Raw genomic sequence first — 18,768 nt, 5'->3', positions numbered from 1 at the left:
CACGGCCCTGCGGTCGGAGGCTCAGGTCGGGCGGCTCGCAGGTCGGTTTGTGTCGCGGGCCGTCCCGACTCGCAGCTCGATGCCGCAGGCCGGCCCGACCCGCAGATCGGCCCGACCCGCAGGCCGGTCAGAGTCGCAGGTCGGCCAGCGTGGGGTCGAGGCGTCCGTACCGGTGCGCCGTCAGCGAGACCGACTGCTCTCGCAGGAACGTCAGGAGTTCGATCCGCCCCTCCTCGGTCACCTCGCCAGACGAGATCGTGACGTCGGGGCTGCCCCGCAGGGCCCGGGCCAGCGCGGCGGGGTCTCCGCCGATCGTCCGGATGCGCAGGCCGCGGTAGGCCGCGACCGCCTCGGGTGACGGAGCCGGTCTCGAGTCGTCGACCCGCGCCTCCTCGGTGGAGGCCCGCTCGCCCCCGGCGGCCTCGGCCAGCAGGTCGAGCACGTCCGGGCCGGCCACCTCGGCCGTGGGGCCCTGCAGCGCCCCCGCGGCCGCCCGCGCGACGAACGCCTCGTCGCTCTCGACGACGACGTCTCGCACCCGCACCGGCGACGAGGAGGCGCGCCACAGGTGCACGAGACCCGCCGGCAGCGGCACGGCCGAACTGATGGTCAGGGTCGACCCCGCCCGTGCCCCGGCGGCGACGAGCCGGACGAGAGCCGTCGGATCGGCCCCCGCGGAGAGTCGCAGCGTGACGGGGTGCGGACGGTAGCGGAGCACGTTGCGCTGGACGACGAGGCCGGTGACGTCACGGGCCAGGCCGAACTCGGACTGCCAGGCGCGCTGGTCGCTCTCGACGGCCGTCCGCAGCGAGTCGAACTGCTCGAACGACAGGGTGGGTCGGGCCGCGTCGACGAGACGGGTGACCCCCTCGGAGACGTCGTGCAGGCGCAGGGAGGGGCGCGGCTCGTGGGGACGGTGGCGCCAGGCCCCCTGGCCGATCAGGGCGTTCGGACCGCCGGGCTTGAGACCCCGACCGATTGCCCGTCGACCCCACCCGCCGGGGGGCCTGCGCCGGACCCGGGCGCCCGTCGTAGGACCGCCGACGACGAGGTCTCCGGCCCGCACGGTGTGCAGCCACTCGTCGATCTCGTCGACGTCGAGGGAGTGCAGACCCGCCACGTCACCGCCGTTCTCGGCGTTCTGCACCGCGATCGCCTCGGCCAGGGTCTCGACCGGGACGAGGCCGACGACGGGGACCTCGTGCGAGCGGGAGGCGAAGGCGCCGCGGGCGTCAACGCCGTCGCGCACGCCCGGCGAGCAGAGGGCCCCGGTCTCGTCGAGGGGACGCGGCTCGAGCAGCCACGACTCGCCGGGGCCGAGCACGGTCAAGACGTCGAGCTCGGACCCGGTCGGGGTGGAGGCGAGCGGGCCCATCACGGTGGCGACGTCGTCGGCCGGACCCACGACGACCGCCTCGAAGGCCTCGCGCAGCAGGCGACGGAACGTCTCACCGTGACCGACGGACCCGACGGCCAGCACCAGGTCGAGGGCTCCATGACCACGGCCGGCGTGGTCGACGACGCTGGCGACGACGTCGGCGGCGGCGAGCTCGAGGTCGGCCGACGGGGTGACGACGAGCGAGGTCACCCCCCGGGTCCGCACGGCGAGGTCGAGGTCGGGGCGCACGTCGCGGAGGCCGACGGCCGTCTCGACCGCCCCGTGCGCGACCACCCGGTCGACCAGCGGGTGCGTCAGCAGGGCGCGTTCGTGGTCGGGGTCGTCCGCGACGACGAGGGCCAGGAGCGAGTCCGGGACGCCGACCGCCCAGAGCGCCTCCGCGACGACGGCGACCGCCCGCCGCCGGCTCCGGGGCAACAAGACGACGACCGCGCTGCCGGCGCCGAACGCCGCGAGCACTCCTTCGACCGTTCCGGCGACGGGCGTGACGAGGTCGGGCACGACGACCGTCAGCCGCGGGGGCCGGTGCTCGGCCGTGTCGACCGCCGCGAGCCCTCGGGTCAGGACGGCCAGACGGTGGGCCGAGTCGACGGCCGCACCGACCTCGTGGTCGGCCTCGGACAGGGTCGAACCGGACTCGCTGACGGACACCTCGACCAGGCGCGAACGCCGCAGGGCGAGCTCGCGGCCCGCCAGGTCGAGCAGCTCGGCGCGGGTCTCGGGGTCTTGGCCGCCCCAGGCCCCGCCGGCCGAGGAGGCGCGGGTCACCATCGCCACGAGGGAGTCGTCGTCGAGGGCGCCGTCGTCCGAGGAGGCGGCCCCGAGGGAGGGGGCCGCGTCGGCGGTCTCGCTGCCGGCGACCGACCGGCGGGCGCGCCCGAGCACGCCTCGGGCCCACCTCCGGTTGCCGTCGAGCGAAGGATCGGTGTCGGCCTCGGCCACGAAGTCGACGACGTGGTCGGGGCCCTCGTCGAGCGGGCCCGACCGGTCTCGACGGCGGCGGGGCACGGAGGGCAGTTCGCCGACGGCCGCCACGGCGCGGTCGTGCCGGCGGGCCTCTCGCGTGAACGCCGCCTCGTGGTCGACGTCGAGGGCGCTCGAGAGGAATCCCTCGGGGTCGGCGAGCGCGTCGAGCCGGCCCACCAGGTGTCGCACGGCGGAGTCGAACTCGCCGGAGACGATCACCGGCACCAGGAGGACGAGCGACCCGAGCTCGGAGCGGACGACCTCGGCGAGCCCGGGTGCGGCCCCCAGCCACATCTCGACGTCGAGCAGGTGGTCGGTGCCGTGGCGACGGGCGACCGTGACGGCATGGGCCAGGTCGAAGACGTCGTGCCCGGCGAGGCCGACCCGGGCGACCGCGGCGTTCTCGGGCCTCAGCGCGAACTCGACCAGCCGGAGGTGGCTCGCGTCGGTCTCGTGCTTGGCCTCGAAGGTGACGACGGGCCAGTCGTGCAGGCGGGCGTCGACGATCTCGTCGAGTCGCGACCCGCCCTTCACCAGCCGGACCGAGATCGGCGCGCCGCCCCGGTCGACGCGGTCACGGGCCCAGTCGGTGAGCAACCGCAGCGAGTCGAGCGCCTCGGGGACGTACGACTGGACGACGATGCCCGCCGTCACCGCCTCGAGCCCGGGTCGGTCGAGCAGTCGCGTGAAGACGTCGATCGTGAGGTCGACGTCGGCGTGCCGGTCGACGCCGAGGGTGAGGAGCGTGCCCGTCGACGCCGCCAGCTCGACCAGGGGCCGGAGCCTCGACTCGGCGAGGTCGCTCGTCTCGTCGAAGGCCCAGGGCGAGGTCGGGCCGACGAGCTCGCGGACGGTCGTCGTGACGCGCTCGACGTCGGGCCGCTCGATCAGGGCCCGGACCGCGGCGACCCGGCGCTCGGCCTGGGTCGGTCCCGACACCGTGGGCCCCCAGGCGGTGACGTCGAGCCGGACGCCGTCGCCGCGCAGACCCGTGAGGGCCTGCGCGAGCTTCTCGGGTGGCGCGTCGACGAGCAGGTGCCCGACCATGTGGCGCAGCGTCCGCCGCGCGACCGGCATGATCGGCTTGGGTGCGATCGGACCGAAGCCCCCACCGAACGAGATCGCCGCCCGGAGGTGCCAGGGCAGCAGGGCCGGCGTGCGTCGGCTGAGCGACTCGAGGGCCGATGCGCCCGCCCGGTCGTCCCCGGGGCGGACGACGCGGTCGGCGAAGTCGCGGGCGAAGTCGAGGCCGCGGGGGTCGCGCAGCACCTCGGTCAGACGGGCGGCCGGACCCTGCACCGGGACGGCACGCGCGGCGTCCCACCAGCGGCGGGCTGTCTCGACGGTCTGCTGCGTGACTTCGTCGGCGTGCACATCGGACATGGGTCGAGGATATGCCGCGCCACCGTCCCTACACTGGGCGAATGGCCGACGAACTCACCGACGAGGAGTGGGTCGTCTGGGACTCCTTCTACGCCATGAGACGGCGCCTCGACCGGGCCCTCGAGCTCCGTCTGCAGAGCGATTCGGGCGTGTCCGCCCCCGAGTACGAGATCCTCGTCGGCCTCGGCCGGAGCAGCGACCGACGCTCGCGCGTGCGGGACATCGCCGAGCAGATCGGCTGGGAGAAGAGCCGAGTCAGCCACCAGGTCACCCGCATGGAGCGCCGAGGGCTGGTGCGCCGCACCGAGTGCGCGTCCGACGCGCGGGGCACCTGGGTCGAGCTGACGCCCGACGGCCGCCGGGCCATGCTCGCGGCGACCCGGGGGCACACGGCCGCCATCAAGAGGTACTTCACTGACGTGCTCGAGACGGACGCCGAGGTCGTCCGGGCGTTCTCGGGTCGCGTGCTCGAGGCGATCGGCACGGACGCGTCGCCCGACGCCCAGGCCTGACCCGCGCCTCCTCTGCGTCCCGACGCGGACGCGCGGTCGTCGCGGCCACCTCGGTCATCTCGGCCGTCTCGGCCGTCTCGGCCGTCTCGGCCGTCTCGGCCGTGCCGGCCGTGCCGGCCGCGTCAATGGAAGCGGTGGTCCTGGATGGTCATGCGCGGGCCGAACCTCGGCTTCGAGAAGCCGCTGCCCGTGATCAACCGCATGACGCGTTCACGGTGGCCACGCCACGGCTCGAGCAACTCGAGCATGCCGTCGTCGTCCACGGGACGGCCGATGAGCGCCCATCCGACCACGGCGGGTAGGTGGTAGTCGCCCACGCTGGGGCTGTCGGGATCGCCGTGCGCACGCTGCGTCGTCTCGGCGGCGGTCCAGACGCCCACGCCGGGGATCGACCGGAGGCGCGTCGCGACCTCGTCGCCACCCCGACCGACGGCGAGCGTGCGCTCGAGTGCGGGCGCCACCGCACAGACCCTCATGACGGTCGCCGACCGCTGCGGCCCGACGCCGGCCCGGTGCCACTCCCAGCTGGGGATGCGGCGCCAGCCCTGGGCGTCCGGCGGCACGACGAGCCCCTCGGGTGCCGGACCCGGCGCCGGCGTGCCGTGTCGACGCACGAGCTGTCGCCACGCACGCCAGGCCTCGACGCTCGTGACCTTCTGCTCGAGGATCGCCGGGACGACGGCCTGCAGCACGAGGTTGGTGCGGGTCAGCCGGAGCCCCGGTTGCCGCCGACGGGCGTCGGCCAGGAACGCGTTCGTCGTGACGTCGAGCCCCGACCAGTCGTCGCCGCGGCCCAGCAGCTCGGGCACGTGCTCGATCGCCCAGGCGGCTCCCGGCCCCCACGCGTCGGCGCGGACAGACGAGGAGGCGCGGCTCGCCGACACGCAGAGCGTCGCCTCGCCCGCCGGGGTGCGCAGGGCGAGCCACGTCCGGTCGCCGTCGACCCGGAACGAGGGATCGCCCGAGCCGCGACCCAGGGGCCGCAGGGTGGCCCGGACGTCCACCGGGCGTGCCGACGAGTAGACCGTCCCGAGCCGTAGGTCGTCCGCGGCGGGAGCGGCCCCCGTGCGCTCGAGCTGATCCATGTCGCGATGGTAGACGCTCCCGCCGACAACCCCTCTTGCGTCATGGCTCATGTCTATGTGATATTTTATGCGTCGGCCATCCGCCGCCCGTGCACGAGACGAGAGACACCGAGCAGACCCGATGACGATCACCACGAGACCCCTGTCCGCACCCGCAGGTGCCCGCGTCACCTCCTCCGCGCCCGGCCGACCGAACCGCCACCACCAGGGCGATGCCCATGGTCCCGACGTCGCCCCGGCCGCTCCCCCGGTCCGGCGGGCCGTCGCCCGTCGGGCCAAGCGGGCGATCGACGTGGTCGGGGCCGTCGCCGCTCTGACCACCCTCGCTCCCGCGCTCGCCCTCGTCGCCCTGGCGGTGCGACTCGACAGCCGCGGCCCGGTCCTCTACCGCCAAGAACGCTGTGGGCTCGACGGCCGGACCTTCGAGATGCTGAAGTTCCGATCGATGGCCGACTCCGATCGGGCCGTCGCGATCATGCCCGAGGCGAACGACGCCGACGGGCCGCTGTTCAAGCTCCGCGTCGATCCGCGTGTGACCCGGGTCGGCCGCGTGCTCCGCAGGCACTCGCTCGACGAGCTGCCGCAGCTGGTGAACGTGCTGCGGGGCGAGATGAGCCTGGTCGGGCCGCGCCCGGCCCTGCCGCGAGAGGTCGCCCAGTACTGCAGCCGCGCCCGCCAGCGCCTGACGGTGCTGCCGGGGCTGACCGGCCCGTGGCAGGTGGGGGGCCGCTCCGACCTCGACTGGGACGCCGGGCTCGACCTCGACCTCGGCTACGTCCACGGCTGGACGCCGACGACCGATGCGCGGCTGCTCGTGCAGACGATCGGCGCCGTCGTCCGGCCCTCCGGCGCGTACTGAGCGAGACGCGGCACGCGTTCCCCGGACCCCACCGCCGACCAGACCCCCGAAGCGGAGCCACCATGACCGACCACCGTGCCCGCAGACGACGCCGCTCGTTCTTCCGACGCCACCGTCTCGCCATGACGAGCCTGCTCGTGCTGGTCGGCGTCGTGATCACGGGGGTCGGGGCACTGGCGATCTTCGGTCTCACCACGATCCGGTCGGCCGAGGACGCCCTCGACGACGTCGGCACCCTGACCGACTACGCGGGCCGTCCCGCCCCCGCCACCGACGGCTCCGTCAACCTGCTGCTCCTCGGGTCGGACAGCCGCGAGCCCGTCGACGAACGCGACCTCGCGGATCGATCGTCGTCGTCGACGACTCGGTGCTCGACGACCTCCGTCGGGCGTTCGCCGACGACGACCTCGAGGCGCTCAGCCCCCCTGCGGGCTGAGCGAACGGATCAGAGCGGCCGCTGCCGGGCCCCAGCCGCCACCCGTCGCACCGGGCGACACCCGCACGGCATCCGAGAACGTCCGCCACGAGCTCGGCGGCAGTCCGAATCCGCACGAGATCACCCCGTGGACCAGACGGGGCTCGAGGATGTCGAGTTCGCGGGACAGCGCCGGTGATCGTTCGACCGAGGCGAGTCGTCTGACCGCGGTGCCCAGGCAGGTCAGGGTCGTCAGGGTCGCCGGGGCCCCTTCGGACCTCGTCGCCAAGGGGAGCAGTCGGCTCGTCACCGCCGCGATCTCGGCCCGGTCGGCGCTGCCGCCCGTCGGGTGTCGATCGGCCGACCACGACACGAGTCGTGCGTACAGGTCGCGGGCGGCGACGACGTCGGCGACCTCGGGGCGAGCGACCCGCGTGTAGCGGTTCGGAGCCATGTCGACGAGGCCCCTCTCGTCGAGCCGTTCGAGAGCGGAACGGACGGGAGTCCGCGAGACGCCCAGCCAGGTGGTGAGTTCGTCGTCGGCGAGCCTCTCGCCGGGCGTCAGGGTGCCGTCCAGGATCGCGACGAGGATCATCCGGTAGACGTCGTCGCTCAGGCGTGGTCGGACGAGGGTCGCGCGGGCGCCGGCCCTCGTGACGTCGTCACCCCGGGCGAGGACGCGACGGCCCTCGACGACGGCGGACGCCCCGCGCGGATCGGACGACCCGACCCGGGCGACGTCGGGCGGGTCGAGCCTCGAGGTGGCCCGCTCGCACGCCTCGGCCGCGTCGTCGACCAGCCCGCCGCCGAGTGACCGACGAACCTCGACGAACACGTCGGCGACGACGTCGAGGTCGTCGGCGGACAGCTCTCGGAGGTGATGACGCAGGGGCAGCGTCAGACGTCGTGCGTGTCGGACGGCGAGGCGGCCGAACACGTGGTCGTCGACGGCCGACCACACCGCCGCCCAGGAGTCGCCGACCGCGTCGACCTCCTCGACGGAACCATCCGCCGAGGAGGAACGAGCGCGGCAGTCGGCGACGAGGCCCGACAGGCGTCGATCGAGCCCGGCTCGTTCGTCGTGACCCGCCGACGCCACGACGGCCGCGAGCAGGGCGCACCCGACCGCCAGGAGGTCGACGGCGACCTCGCGGCGAGGGACCACGACGCTCGTCGCCCTCCGCGCCGAGATCTCGGCCAGTCGCACCTGCTCGAGCTTCGCGATGGCGACCCGGATCGGCGTCCGCGAGACACCGAGCCACGTCTCGCAGTCGGCGTCTCGCAGACGCTCGCCCGGTCGCAGCGTGCCGTCGAGGATCGCCGCGACCAGGTACTCGAAGACGGCGTCCTTCTGCAGGCGCCGAGGGATGACCGGACGGGCGGGGGTCGGGACGGGCATCGTCGCCTTTCGTCGGTGTCTGGAATTCCGGGTACCAGCATAAGGCATGCATGCCTCAGGCGTGCGGCGCTCCCCCGCCGGCCTGCCCCTAGGATCTCCTGGTGGCGACCCCGAAGATCGTGTTGTTCTATGCCTTCACACCGCTCGGCGATCCCGAGGCGATGCGTCTGTGGCAGCGCGACCTCGCCGAGTCCCTGCACCTGCGCGGGCGCGTCCTCGTGTCCCACCAGGGCCTCAACGGCACGCTCGGAGGCGACCTGCCCGACGTCAAGCGCTGGCTCAAGAAGACCCGGCAGCACCCGGCCCTGGGCGGGCTCGACGTCAAGTGGAGCGAGGGCACCGGCGACGACTTCCCCCGCCTGTCGGTCAAGGTGCGCGACGAGATCGTGACGTTCGGCGCTCCCGACGAACTGCAGGTCGACGGGTCCGGCGTGGTGGGCACCGGTGAGCGGCTGTCCCCCGACGAACTCCACGAGCTCGTCGACCGTGAGCAGGTCACCTTCTTCGACGGGCGCAACGAGTACGAGTCACGCATCGGTCGGTTCCGAGGCGCCGTGGTGCCCGACGTGGCCACGACCCGCGACTTCGTGGCCGAACTCGACAGCGGGCGCTACGACCACCTCAAGGACGAGCCCGTCGTCACGTACTGCACGGGTGGCGTGCGCTGCGAGGTGCTGTCGTCCCTCATGACGTCGCGGGGGTTCTCGCGGGTCTACCAACTCGACGGGGGTGTCGTGCGGTACGGCGAGCGCTTCGGCGACGACGGCCTGTGGGACGGTTCGCTCTACGTCTTCGACGGTCGCGGGTCGGTCGAGTTCAGCGACCACGCGGCCGTGATCGGTCGCTGCGAAGTCTGCGGCACCGCGACCAGTCGCATGCAGAACTGCGTCGAGGTGCAGTGCCGACGGCAACTGGTCGCCTGCGACGGGTGCGGTGCACGAGGCGACGTGACCTGCGACCGGCACCGCGCCTCCTCGTCCCTGACCGGCGGCGGACCTCCGGTGCTGTGACCTCGGTCGAGGCTCCGGCGTAGGGTCCCCGGCATGACTGAGACCAACGACATCAAGAAGATCGGCGAGGTCCTCGACGCGGGCCGCATCGGCATCCTCACCACGCAGAGCAGCCACGGCCACCTCGTGAGCCGGCCCCTCGCGATCGTCGATCGCGACTTCGACGGCAAGGTGTACTTCTTCACGCGCGACCCCTCCCCCAAGGTCGACGACGTCAAGGCGCACCCGCAGGTGAACGTCGCCGTCGAGACCGGCAAGGGCTACCTGTCGCTCGCGGGCAAGGCCTCGATCGTCAAGGACTCCGGGCTGATCGACGAACTGTGGACGACCGGGGCCGAGGCCTGGTTCGACAAGGGCCGCGAGGACCCGACCGTCGCACTGCTCGAGGTCGACGTCGACACGGCCGAGTACTGGGTCAGCAACGAGCCCAAGGCCGTCACCCTGTTCAAGTACGCCAAGGCCGCCGTGACCGGCGGACACCCGAAGAACGTCGCCGACACCGGCACCGTCTCGCTCTAGCCGAGGAGGCGCGGCGCGGGTCGTCCTCGACGGCCCGCGCCCCCGGCGGTTCGCGTCCCGTGGCGGTCCGTGCCCGCCCCGGTCACCCGCAGGTGACGGTCCGACCGTCGCCGTTCACATAGTCGCCGGGACCGAGCTGGGCACAGGTCGTCGCGAGTTGCGAGTAGTAGTCGAGTGCCGCGATCGCGTACACGAGGCTCAGGACGATGACGATCGAGGCGACGACCATGCCGGTCAGCGCGAGGGTGGCCGGGCGGCCGGCGGCGCGGGCGCGTCGCGCCGCCACGATGCCGAACACCAGGCCGAGGGGCGCGAAGAAGACGCCGAAGACGATCGACGCGATCGCGAGACCGCGGCCCTCGTCGTCGGTGCGGGGCGGTGCCGACGACCAGTCGTCGTCGGCGGGGAAGAAGTACGAGCCGAGGCCTGCGTTCTCGGCCCGGGCGTCGGGTGCGGAGCCGGTCTCGGGCACGGGACCGGGCGGCGGCGCCCAGACCTGACGACCGTCAGAGTCCCACGTCGGCGCGGCGGCCTGCTGGCCGACGGGCTGCGACGCGAGGGGCTGCGACGCCGCGGGCTGGGGGAAGAACGGCTGCTGCTGTCGCGTGGCGGGCATCGACGATGCGCCGGAGGGGTCGAGCGGCCAACCGCGATCGGCCACGCCCGCCTCGGGGTGCACCGGGCGAGGCGGACCGAACGGGAACTCGCCCCGGTCGGGCTCGGTCGGCGCGGGCCGGGCGAACCGCGCCCACGGCGACGGCGGACGCCCCGGCTGCTCGTTGCTCATGCAGGCGAGGGTAGTACGGCCGCCTGCGCGACCGGCAGGGCGGTGACCGGGCCCGTGGACAGGTGCCGCGCCTCCTCGTGGTCCATGATGGGTCTCGACCTCGGCCCGTCGATCGGGCCCTTCGATGCGATGGAGCCCCTCGATGCGAATCGGAATCCTCACCAGCGGTGGCGACTGCCCCGGTCTCAACGCGGTCATCCGCGGTGCCGTGCTCAAGGGCACGCAGATCCACGGACAAGAGTTCGTCGGCTTCCGCGACGGCTGGCGAGGCGTCGTCGACGGCGACGTGATGCCCCTCACCCGCAAAGAGATCCAGGGCATCGCGAAACAGGGCGGCACGATCCTCGGGACGAGCCGCACGAACCCGTTCGAGGGCGACGGCGGCGTCGACCGCATCGCCGAGAACATGGAGCGCTTCGGCATCGACGCCATGATCGCGATCGGCGGCGAGGGCACCCTGGCCGCGGCCAAGCGCCTGACGGACGCGGGGCTCAAGATCGTCGGCGTGCCCAAGACCGTCGACAACGACCTCGGGGCGACCGACTACACCTTCGGCTTCGACACCGCGGTCCAGATCGCCACCGACGCCATGGACCGCCTGCGCACCACCGGCGACTCGCACAGCCGCTGCATGGTCGCCGAGGTCATGGGCCGGCACGTGGGCTGGATCGCCCTGCACTCGGGCATGGCCGCCGGTGCCCACGCGATCCTCATCCCCGAGCAGGCGACCAGCATGGACCAGATCGTCGAGTGGGTGCAGTCGGCCTACGACCGGGGTCGGGCACCGCTGGTGGTCGTCGCCGAGGGCTTCGTGCCCGACCACGAGAGCGACGTGCACTCCGAGCGCGGCCTGGACGCCTTCGGCCGCCCGCGCCTCGGCGGGATCGGCGAGCGACTCGCCCCCGTCATCGAGGAGCGCACGGGCATCGAGACCCGCGCCACGACGTTGGGGCACATCCAACGCGGCGGTACGCCCACGTCCTACGACCGCGTGCTCGCCACGCGGCTCGGCATGGCGGCGAGCGACGCGGTGGTCGAGGGTCGCTGGGGGCGCATGGTCGCCCTGCGGGGCACCGAGATCGTCCACGTCTCGTTCGAGGAGGCCCTCGACAGCCTCAAGGTCGTCCCGCAGCACCGCTACGACGAGGCCGCGATCCTCTTCGGCTGAGGGGCGGCCGCCGGTGGGCGGTGGCCGGTGGGCGGTGGCCGGTGCGCGGTGGCCGGTGCGCGGTGGCCGGTGCGCGGTGGCCGGTGGGCGGTGGCGCGGGGTCCGTCGCACAGGCGATGTGCGCCCGGCCGGAGTCTGACAGTCTCGACGCATGATCACGTTCATCGTGGTGGGGGCGATCGGACTCCTGCTCCTGCTCGTCAGCATCGTCGTGGGCGACCTGCTCGACGTCGTCGACGTCGGCGACGGGCTCGTCTCGGGCGTCGCACTGGGCGCGGCCCTGGCCATCTTCGGGCTCGCCGGGGTCGTCACCTCGCAGACCGACCTCGCCGCGGGGTGGACCTACGCCGTCGCCGTCGGCATGGCCCTCGTCGCCCTCGTGCTGATCCAGCTCGTCGTCCGCCGCGTGACGCGCCGCGAGAGCGGGGGGCACTGGTCGCCCGTCGGGTTCGTCGGCGTCACGACCGAGGCCACCGGCCCGGCCGGCGGCGAGGTCCGGCTCGACGACGTCCGCGAGCTCGAGCGGCGGCTCGCGACCAGCGACGCGCGCATCGAGCGCGGCGTCCGCGTCCGCGTCGTGGCCGAGAACGGCCCGCGCGTGCAGGTCGAGGCGCTCGACGCCGGCGAGACCTCTGCGTCACGTGATCCCCAGACCAACTGAAAGGAAGCCCCGTGGACTTCATCTCCTCCAACGTCAGCGTCGTCGCCATCGTCGTCGCCGTCGTCATCGTGCTCGCCCTGCTGTCGTTCGTCGCCAGCCGCGTCCGACGCGTCCCGCCGAACGAGGCCCTGATCGTGGTCGGCCGTGGCGCCGAACGGTCCGAGGGCGGCGGCATCTCCAGCCCGCAGAAGGTCATCATCGGTGGCCGCACCTTCGTCTGGCCGATCTTCCAAGAGGGCTTCAAGCTGTCGCTCGAGCAGTACCAGACCCCGGTCGAGGTGCAGGCGATCGACGCCAACTACATCCGCACCGCCGTGAAGGCCACGGTCAACTTCAAGGTGACCGGCACCGAAGACGGGGTGCGCCGCGCCGCCCAGCGCTACCTGCTGCAGCAGCAGCAGCTCCCGGTCATCGTGCAGCAGTCGCTCGAGGGGTCGATCCGCGGTCTCATCGGCGGCCAGCCGGTCGACGACCTGGTCAAGAACTTCTCGCGCCTCGCGGCCGACGCCGTGAACGAGACGAAGGGCGAGCTCGCCGAGCTCGGCCTCCAGATCGAGACCATGAACATCCGCGAGATCGAGACGCCGGGCAGCACCTACCTCGCCGACCGTGGTCGCGCCGAGGCGGCCGTCGCCAAGCAGAACGCCGACGTGGCCGAGGCCGAGGCCGAGCGCATCGCCGCCCTGGCCCGCATCGGCAACACGCAGCAGACTGCCGAGCGTCAGCTGCAGCTCGACGTCCGCCAGGCCCAGATCAAGGCCGAGACCGACCGGGCCCAGGCCGAGGCCGCCGCCGCCGGTGAGCTCGCCCGGGCCATGCAAGACAAGCTGGTCGCCGAACAAGAGAGCATCGCCGTGGCCGAGCAGGCCAAGGTCAACCAGGAGCGACTCAACATCGAGGTGCGCCAGCCCGCCGAGGCCGCGGCCTACGCGTCCGTGCAGAACGCCGAGGCCGAGCGCGACGCGGCCAACGCCGCCGTCGAGGCCGAGGCGTTCCGCCGCACCCAGCTCGCCGACGCCGCCCGCAACGCGGCCGAGAACGAGGCCGCGGCCGTCGAGGCCGCCGGTCGCGCCGAGGCCGCGGCGATCAAGGCCAAGGGTCTCGCCGAGGCCGAGGCCGTGGACGCGCTGGCCGAGGCGCAGGGCAAGTTCGGCCAGGCGGCACTCGCCTCGCAGGTCATCTCGCGCCTGCCCGAGATCGCCCGCGAGATGGCGGCGCCGATGGGCAACATCGACGCCCTGACGGTGGTGTCGACCGACGGTGCCAACGAGCTGACCAAGTCGGTCGCCAACAACATGACGCAGCTGCAGGACGTCGTGAAGGCCACGACGGGGCTCGACCTCGTCAGTGCGCTGGGCGGGTTCCTCGGGGGCAAGGCGGGAGCGTCCGGCCCCGTCGATCGCGTCTGACCGCACCCGCGTAACCTCGGTCGCATGCGTGCGATCGTGGTCGAGAAGGGCAGGGCCGCCGAGCTCCGAGAGCTCGACGAGCCGGTCGCCGGGCCAGGTGACGTCGTCGTCGACGTCACCTGGTCCGGCATCAACTACAAGGACGGTCTCGCCCTTCGCGGTGACCCCGGGGTCGCCCGGGTCGATCCTCTCGTGCCCGGCATCGACCTGGTCGGCGTCGTGGCGTCCTCGGGGTCGTCACGTTTCGCGCCGGGCGACGAGGTGCTGGTCAACGGTGCGGGCCACGGCGAGACGAAGGCGGGCGGCTTCGCCGAACGCGTCGTGGTCGATCCGGGCAGCACCGTCCTGCTCCCCCCGGGCATCGACGGGCGGCGCGCGGCCGCCATCGGCACGGCGGGTTTCACGGCGATGCTGAGCGTCCTCCGGCTCGAACGCGACGTCGGACCCGACGACGGCGACGTCGTGGTGACCGGTGCGGCCGGAGGCGTCGGGTCGGTGGCGATCGCGGTGTTGAGCCGCCTCGGGTACTCGGTCAGCGCCTCCTCGGGTCGCCTCGCCGAGCAGGGCGACTACCTCCGCTCGCTCGGGGCCGCGGCCCTGGTCGACCGCGACGAACTGTCCGGTGCGGGGAAGCCGATGCAGCGGGCCCGCTGGGCCGGCGGCGTCGACTCGGTCGGGAGCCACACCCTCGCCACCGTCCTGGCCCAGACCCGCTGGGGTGGCACCGTCACGGCCTGCGGGCTCGCCCAGGGCGCCGACCTGCCGACGACGGTGCTGCCGTTCATCCTGCGGGGCGTGACCCTGGCCGGCGTGAACTCGGTGGAGGCACCGCTCGACCTGCGCCAGCGCGCCTGGGACCGACTGGCACGAGACCTCGACCTCGACCTCCTCGACTCGATGACCGGCGAGGTCGCCCTGGCCGACGTGGTGGGCGCCGGCGAGGCGATCCTGGCGGGCCGGACCCGGGGCCGGACGGTCGTGCGCGTCGGCGGATCGCACATCTAGAACTCCGGATCACCCATACGTACTCAGCCCTCGGGTTTATGCTCGACATGTCGGCGACCGGTTCAGGGCCGGGTCGACGAACCGACCGACCGCGGTGCCGAGCGCCGTCGACCGTCGGCACCTGACCGCAGACACGACGGAGGCCCCCGATGCCGATCCCCCAGAACGACGACCAGACGCCCGCCCCGCGCCGCCTGTTGCGCGACGTCGTCTACGACAAGATGTTCGCCGCGATCATCGACGGCACCCTCGAGTTCGGTGAGCGCCTGAACGACGACCAGCTCGTGGCCTGGCTGGGCGTCTCCCGCACGCCCGTCCGCGAGGCGATCGCCAAGCTCGCCGACCAGGCCCTGGTCGACATCGAGGCCAACCGCTACACGCGCATCGTCGACCCGTCCTACGGCGAGTTCGTCGACACCGTCGACGTCGGTTACGCCGTCTGGTCCCTCTTCGTCGAGCGGGCCGTGCCCAAGCTCGACAAGGCTCAGCGTGCCGAGGTCGTCGGCCTCCTCGACACCCGGGCCAAGGCCTTCAAGGCGAAGAAGGAAGAAGACATCGCGGGCCTCGTGCGGGCCAACGAGATCCTGCTGGCCGCGGCCGACAGCGAGTCGCTGACGCGACTGTGGTCGAACACCGGCCCGCGCCTCCTGCTGCTCCTGCGTCGTCCGTCGGCCAACGGCATCTTCGACTTCCCGCAGGCGCACGCCTTCACCGTGGCGTTCCGCGACGCCGTGAAGGCGGACGACGCCGCGGCGGCCGCCGCCGTCGTGCGCGAGCAGCCCGCACGCCTGCAGGGCCTGTTCGACCAGGTGCGCGAGGCGGGCATCTACCGCGCGTGACCGTCGCCCCCTCCGTGGCCGCCCCGGTGCCGCCCGTGCTCGACGTCGTCGCTGCACGGGTGACCCGGGGCGGTCGTGATCTGCTGCACGACGTGTCGTTGCGCGTCGACTCCGGCCAGCACTGGGCGCTGATCGGCCCCAACGGAGCCGGCAAGACGACGCTGCTCACGTTGTGCGGTGCGCTCGGCCACCCGACCGCGGGCACGGTCGACGTCCTCGGCCGCCGCCTCGGGCGGGTCGAGCTGAGCGAGCTGCGCCGCCACATCGGCCACGTCGATCCGCGCCATCGCATGGTCGGCGACGCCACCGTCCGTGAGGTCGCGCTGACCGGCTTCACGGGCAGCAGCGACCCGGTGCCCCGCTGGGTGCCCACCGACGAGCAGGAGGCGCGGGTCGTCGACCTCGTCGCGAGCGTCGGTCTCTCGTCCCGCCTCTCGGCACGGTGGAGCGTGCTGTCCCAGGGCGAACGCGGTCGGGCGCTGATCGCCCGCGCCCTGGTGTCGCAGCCGGCCCTGCTGCTGCTCGACGAACCGGCGACGGGACTCGACGTCGCGGCGCGGGAACACCTGCTCGACACCGTCGACGAGCTGCGCACGACCCACCGCGCGATGTCCTCCGTGACGGTGACCCATCACCTCGAGGACCTGCCGAGCAGCACGTCGCACGCCCTGCTGCTGCGCGACGGCCGGGTCTTCGCCACCGGACGGGCCGACGACGTGCTGACGTCCGAGCTCGTGTCGGGCGCGTTCGACCACCCGCTCGTGGTCGATCGGGCCGACGGCCGCTGGTCGGCCCGCGCCCGCCGCCGCTGACCTCCGGCCGTGCATCACGGCGCCACGCGCAGCCGCTGCCGGAGTGCCTGCCACCCCGCCACCCCGCCACCCCGCCACGATGTAAACAACCCGCCAAGAAATGATGTGGCGGGTTGTTTACCTCGTGGCGGGATGCGGCGGAGCAGGCATGGCCCCGAGTGACGGGCAGGCGAGCCCGGCGCGCAGAGTCGGCCGAGCCCCCGGCGAGCCGGAACGGAGGCGCGGCGCGCGCTCGAGCGGACTAGTGCGGCGCCTGCGCGGCCGCGGCAGCCTTGGCCGCGGCGGGCACGGCGTCGAGGATGCGCGACACCACGTCGTCGTCGTGGGCCGCCGTGACGAACCACGCCTCGAACACCGACGGGGGCAGGTTGACCCCGGCGTCGAGCATGGCGTGGAAGAACGGCGGGTAGCGCCAGGACTGCTGGGCGCGGACGTCGTCGTAGTCGTTCGGTGCCGTCGGCGTGAAGGCGAACGAGAAGAGCGACCCGGCGCGCTGGACGCTGTGCTCGACGCCCTCGGCGGACAGGGCGGCCGAGACGCCGGCCGACAACTGGTCGGCGACGGTGTCGAGCCGGGCGTAGACCTCGGGCGTGGCGAGCCTGAGCGTGGCGATGCCGGCGGCGACGGCCACCGGGTTGCCGCTGAGCGTGCCTGCCTGGTAGACCGGCCCCAGCGGGGCGAGGAAGTCCATCACCTCGGCGCGACCGCCTAGGGCGGCGAGCGGCATGCCCCCGCCGATGACCTTGCCGAACGTGATGAGGTCGGGCTCCCACCCGGCGCCGTCCGGGACGACCCGAGCGGCCTCGAGACCCCACCAGCCCGCGCGTCCCACACGGAAGCCGGTGAGCACCTCGTCGACGATCAGCAGCGAGCCGTGGCGTCGCGTGATCTCGGACAGGCTGCGGTTGAAGCCCCGCTGCGGCGCGAGCACGCCCATGTTGGCGGCGGCGGCCTCGACGATGACGGCGGCGATGCGCGGGCCGTGCTCGTCGAAGGCCGCACGCACGGCGTCGAGGTCGTTGTAGGGAAGGACGAGCGTCTGGGCGGCGGTCTCGGCCGTGATGCCGGCCGAGCCGGGCATCGACAGGGTCGCGACGCCCGAGCCGGCCTCGGCCAGCAGCGAGTCGGAGTGCCCGTGGTAGTGCCCGGCGAACTTCACGAGCAGGTCGCGACCGGTGTAGCCGCGGGCGAGGCGGATGGCCGTCATGGTCGCCTCGGTGCCGGTGGACACCATGCGCAGCTTGCCGATCGGCCGCTGGTCGCCGACGGCGACGCGTTCGCGGACCAGCTCGGCGAGTTCGGTCTCGGCGGGCGTCGAGGCTCCGAACGACAGGCCGCGCGCGGCCGCCTGCTGGACGGCCTCGAGCACCTCGGGGTGGGTGTGCCCGAGGATCGCCGGACCCCATGAGGCGACGAGGTCGACGTAGTCGCGTCCCTCGGCGTCGGTGACGTAGGCGCCCTTGGCACCCACGAGGAACCGTGGCGTCCCGCCGACGGAGCCGTACGCACGGACGGGCGAGTTGACGCCGCCCGGGATGGACCGCTTGGCCCGGGTGAAGTAGGTGTCGTTGCTCTGCTCGGTCATCAGAACCGCTCCTTCTGGAGGCGCGTGGCCAGTTCGGTGGCCCAGTACGTCAGGATCGCGTCCGCACCCGCCCGCTTGATCGACAGGACGCTCTCGTACGAGGCCGCGTCGAGGTCGATCCAGCCGTTCGCGGCGGCCGCGTGGATCATCGCGTACTCACCGCTGATCTGGTACGCCCACACCGGGACGGTGCTCGTCGCGGCCGTCTCGGCGAGGACGTCGAGGTAGCTCATCGCCGGCTTGACCATGACGACGTCGGCACCCTCGGCGATGTCGAGGTCGACCTCGCGCAGGCCCTCGCGCCCGTTGGCGGCGTCCATCTGGTACGTGCGGCGGTCTCCGACCAGCGTCGACTGGACGGCCTCGCGGAAGGGGCCGTAGAAGGCCGACGCGTACTTGGCGGCGTAGGCGAGCAGTGCCGTGCCGCCGAAGCCGGCCGCGTCGAGGGCGTCGCGGGCCGAGCCGATCTGACCGTCCATCATGCCGCTCATGCCGATCAGCTGGGACCCGGCCTCGGCCTGGACGACCGCCATCTCGTCGTAGCGGACCAGGGTGGCGTCGTTGTCGACCGAGCCGTCGGCGGCGAGGACGCCGCAGTGGCCGTGGTCGGTGAACTCGTCGAGGCAGAGGTCGGTCTGCACGACCAGCGCGCCCTGGGCGGCGTCGACGGCCACGCGGGTGGCCACGTTGAGGATGCCCTCGGGGTCGGTCGCGCCCGACCCGACGGCGTCCTTCTCGAGGGGCACCCCGAAGAGCATGACGCCGCCCACACCGGCCTCGGCGGCCTGCTCGACGGCCCGGGGCAGGCTCGACAGGCTGTGGTGGACGACGCCCGGCATGGACGAGATCGGGGTGGGCTCGTCGATGCCCTCGCGGACGAACATCGGCAGGACGAGGTCGGCGGGGTGCAGGCGCGTCTCGGCGGTCAGACGACGCAGGGCGGGGGTGGCGCGGA

The 18,768-nt window shown here is 73.2% G+C and carries 16 protein-coding genes; 10 read left to right on the top strand and 6 right to left on the bottom strand.

Going from position 1 to position 18,768, the window contains the following annotated elements; genetic code table 11:
- Positions 1 to 127 precede the first annotated feature (127 nt).
- The gene (locus ARTHRO9V_RS00620; RefSeq protein ID WP_159824877.1) at positions 128 to 3,748 is read right to left on the bottom strand and encodes a proline dehydrogenase family protein; all 3,621 of its coding nucleotides are present in this window, start codon (positions 3,746 to 3,748) and stop codon (positions 128 to 130) included.
- Positions 3,749 to 3,789: 41 nt separating this feature from the next.
- Here ARTHRO9V_RS00620 and ARTHRO9V_RS00615 point away from each other — a divergent pair, with 41 nt between their 5' ends.
- Positions 3,790 to 4,260 carry a MarR family winged helix-turn-helix transcriptional regulator gene (locus ARTHRO9V_RS00615; RefSeq protein ID WP_056044096.1) on the top strand — a complete coding sequence of 157 codons (471 nt, stop codon included), beginning with the start codon at positions 3,790 to 3,792 and terminating at the stop codon, positions 4,258 to 4,260.
- Positions 4,261 to 4,382: 122 nt separating this feature from the next.
- Here the strand turns inward: ARTHRO9V_RS00615 and ARTHRO9V_RS00610 are convergent, their stop codons facing one another.
- Positions 4,383 to 5,345, bottom strand: coding sequence for a DNA-3-methyladenine glycosylase (locus ARTHRO9V_RS00610; RefSeq protein ID WP_159824875.1), 963 nt, complete (start codon positions 5,343 to 5,345; stop codon positions 4,383 to 4,385).
- Positions 5,346 to 5,466: 121 nt separating this feature from the next.
- Here ARTHRO9V_RS00610 and ARTHRO9V_RS00605 point away from each other — a divergent pair, with 121 nt between their 5' ends.
- Positions 5,467 to 6,204: a sugar transferase gene (locus tag ARTHRO9V_RS00605; RefSeq protein ID WP_236556814.1), complete on the top strand. Its 738-nt coding sequence runs from the start codon at positions 5,467 to 5,469 to the stop codon at positions 6,202 to 6,204.
- A gap of 416 nt (positions 6,205 to 6,620) precedes the next feature.
- On the opposite strand, the gene ARTHRO9V_RS15940 is transcribed toward ARTHRO9V_RS00605, so the two are convergent.
- Positions 6,621 to 8,018 carry a GntR family transcriptional regulator gene (locus ARTHRO9V_RS15940; protein ID WP_370516152.1) on the bottom strand — a complete coding sequence of 466 codons (1,398 nt, stop codon included), beginning with the start codon at positions 8,016 to 8,018 and terminating at the stop codon, positions 6,621 to 6,623.
- Between the two features lie 101 nt (positions 8,019 to 8,119).
- On the opposite strand from ARTHRO9V_RS15940, the gene ARTHRO9V_RS00590 reads away from it, so the two are divergent.
- Complete coding sequence (locus ARTHRO9V_RS00590; RefSeq protein WP_159824871.1) at positions 8,120 to 9,028, top strand: rhodanese-related sulfurtransferase; 909 nt, start codon at positions 8,120 to 8,122, stop codon at positions 9,026 to 9,028.
- Positions 9,029 to 9,061: 33 nt separating this feature from the next.
- Positions 9,062 to 9,547 carry a pyridoxamine 5'-phosphate oxidase family protein gene (locus ARTHRO9V_RS00585; RefSeq protein ID WP_056044110.1) on the top strand — a complete coding sequence of 162 codons (486 nt, stop codon included), beginning with the start codon at positions 9,062 to 9,064 and terminating at the stop codon, positions 9,545 to 9,547.
- Between the two features lie 82 nt (positions 9,548 to 9,629).
- Here ARTHRO9V_RS00585 and ARTHRO9V_RS00580 read toward each other — a convergent pair whose 3' ends face one another.
- Positions 9,630 to 10,334: a DUF4190 domain-containing protein gene (locus tag ARTHRO9V_RS00580; protein WP_159824869.1), complete on the bottom strand. Its 705-nt coding sequence runs from the start codon at positions 10,332 to 10,334 to the stop codon at positions 9,630 to 9,632.
- A 142-nt stretch (positions 10,335 to 10,476) separates the two neighbouring features.
- On the opposite strand from ARTHRO9V_RS00580, the gene ARTHRO9V_RS00575 reads away from it, so the two are divergent.
- The 6 genes from ARTHRO9V_RS00575 (at position 10,477) to ARTHRO9V_RS00550 (ending at position 16,228) form a co-directional block, all read left to right on the top strand.
- Positions 10,477 to 11,502 carry a 6-phosphofructokinase gene (locus ARTHRO9V_RS00575; protein ID WP_056044114.1) on the top strand — a complete coding sequence of 342 codons (1,026 nt, stop codon included), beginning with the start codon at positions 10,477 to 10,479 and terminating at the stop codon, positions 11,500 to 11,502.
- Between the two features lie 151 nt (positions 11,503 to 11,653).
- The gene (locus ARTHRO9V_RS00570; RefSeq protein ID WP_159824867.1) at positions 11,654 to 12,163 is read left to right on the top strand and encodes a hypothetical protein; all 510 of its coding nucleotides are present in this window, start codon (positions 11,654 to 11,656) and stop codon (positions 12,161 to 12,163) included.
- Positions 12,164 to 12,174: 11 nt separating this feature from the next.
- Positions 12,175 to 13,572: an SPFH domain-containing protein gene (locus ARTHRO9V_RS00565; protein ID WP_056044120.1), complete on the top strand. Its 1,398-nt coding sequence runs from the start codon at positions 12,175 to 12,177 to the stop codon at positions 13,570 to 13,572.
- Between the two features lie 24 nt (positions 13,573 to 13,596).
- Positions 13,597 to 14,577, top strand: a complete 981-nt coding sequence (locus ARTHRO9V_RS00560) for an MDR family oxidoreductase (RefSeq protein WP_159824865.1) — start codon at positions 13,597 to 13,599, stop codon at positions 14,575 to 14,577.
- Between the two features lie 149 nt (positions 14,578 to 14,726).
- Positions 14,727 to 15,416, top strand: coding sequence for a GntR family transcriptional regulator (locus ARTHRO9V_RS00555; RefSeq protein WP_123571143.1), 690 nt, complete (start codon positions 14,727 to 14,729; stop codon positions 15,414 to 15,416).
- Entirely contained in the window at positions 15,413 to 16,228 is an 816-nt protein-coding gene (locus ARTHRO9V_RS00550; protein ID WP_236556813.1) for an ABC transporter ATP-binding protein, read from the top strand. Before ARTHRO9V_RS00555 ends, ARTHRO9V_RS00550 begins: the two co-directional genes overlap by 4 nt.
- Before the next feature lie 241 nt (positions 16,229 to 16,469).
- Here the strand turns inward: ARTHRO9V_RS00550 and hemL are convergent, their stop codons facing one another.
- Together hemL and hemB are read right to left on the bottom strand one after the other, a co-directional pair.
- Positions 16,470 to 17,813 (bottom strand): glutamate-1-semialdehyde 2,1-aminomutase, encoded by a 1,344-nt coding sequence (gene hemL, locus ARTHRO9V_RS00545; RefSeq protein WP_159824863.1) that lies wholly within the window; start codon positions 17,811 to 17,813, stop codon positions 16,470 to 16,472.
- Positions 17,813 to 18,768, bottom strand: a 956-nt coding sequence (gene hemB, locus ARTHRO9V_RS00540; protein ID WP_236556807.1) for a porphobilinogen synthase, incomplete at its 5' end; no start/stop codon positions are given. The genes hemL and hemB, both read right to left, overlap by 1 nt.

The organism is Frigoribacterium sp. 9N (genome assembly GCF_902506305.1).
Classification (GTDB): domain Bacteria; phylum Actinomycetota; class Actinomycetes; order Actinomycetales; family Microbacteriaceae; genus Frigoribacterium.
This window is presented reverse-complemented; position numbering and strand designations above follow the sequence as displayed.

Bases quoted from the DNA above. Each gene is read 5' to 3' on its own strand.
- ARTHRO9V_RS00620 (WP_159824877.1), bottom strand. From the start codon at position 3,748: ATGTCCGATGTGCACGCCGACGAAGTCACGCAGCAGACCGTCGAGACA.
- ARTHRO9V_RS00615 (WP_056044096.1), top strand. From the start codon at position 3,790: ATGGCCGACGAACTCACCGACGAGGAGTGGGTCGTCTGGGACTCCTTC.
- ARTHRO9V_RS00610 (WP_159824875.1), bottom strand. From the start codon at position 5,345: ATGGATCAGCTCGAGCGCACGGGGGCCGCTCCCGCCGCGGACGACCTA.
- ARTHRO9V_RS00605 (WP_236556814.1), top strand. From the start codon at position 5,467: ATGACGATCACCACGAGACCCCTGTCCGCACCCGCAGGTGCCCGCGTC.
- ARTHRO9V_RS15940 (WP_370516152.1), bottom strand. From the start codon at position 8,018: ATGCCCGTCCCGACCCCCGCCCGTCCGGTCATCCCTCGGCGCCTGCAG.
- ARTHRO9V_RS00585 (WP_056044110.1), top strand. From the start codon at position 9,062: ATGACTGAGACCAACGACATCAAGAAGATCGGCGAGGTCCTCGACGCG.
- ARTHRO9V_RS00580 (WP_159824869.1), bottom strand. From the start codon at position 10,334: ATGAGCAACGAGCAGCCGGGGCGTCCGCCGTCGCCGTGGGCGCGGTTC.
- ARTHRO9V_RS00575 (WP_056044114.1), top strand. From the start codon at position 10,477: ATGCGAATCGGAATCCTCACCAGCGGTGGCGACTGCCCCGGTCTCAAC.
- ARTHRO9V_RS00570 (WP_159824867.1), top strand. From the start codon at position 11,654: ATGATCACGTTCATCGTGGTGGGGGCGATCGGACTCCTGCTCCTGCTC.
- ARTHRO9V_RS00560 (WP_159824865.1), top strand. From the start codon at position 13,597: ATGCGTGCGATCGTGGTCGAGAAGGGCAGGGCCGCCGAGCTCCGAGAG.
- ARTHRO9V_RS00555 (WP_123571143.1), top strand. From the start codon at position 14,727: ATGCCGATCCCCCAGAACGACGACCAGACGCCCGCCCCGCGCCGCCTG.
- hemL (WP_159824863.1), bottom strand. From the start codon at position 17,813: ATGACCGAGCAGAGCAACGACACCTACTTCACCCGGGCCAAGCGGTCC.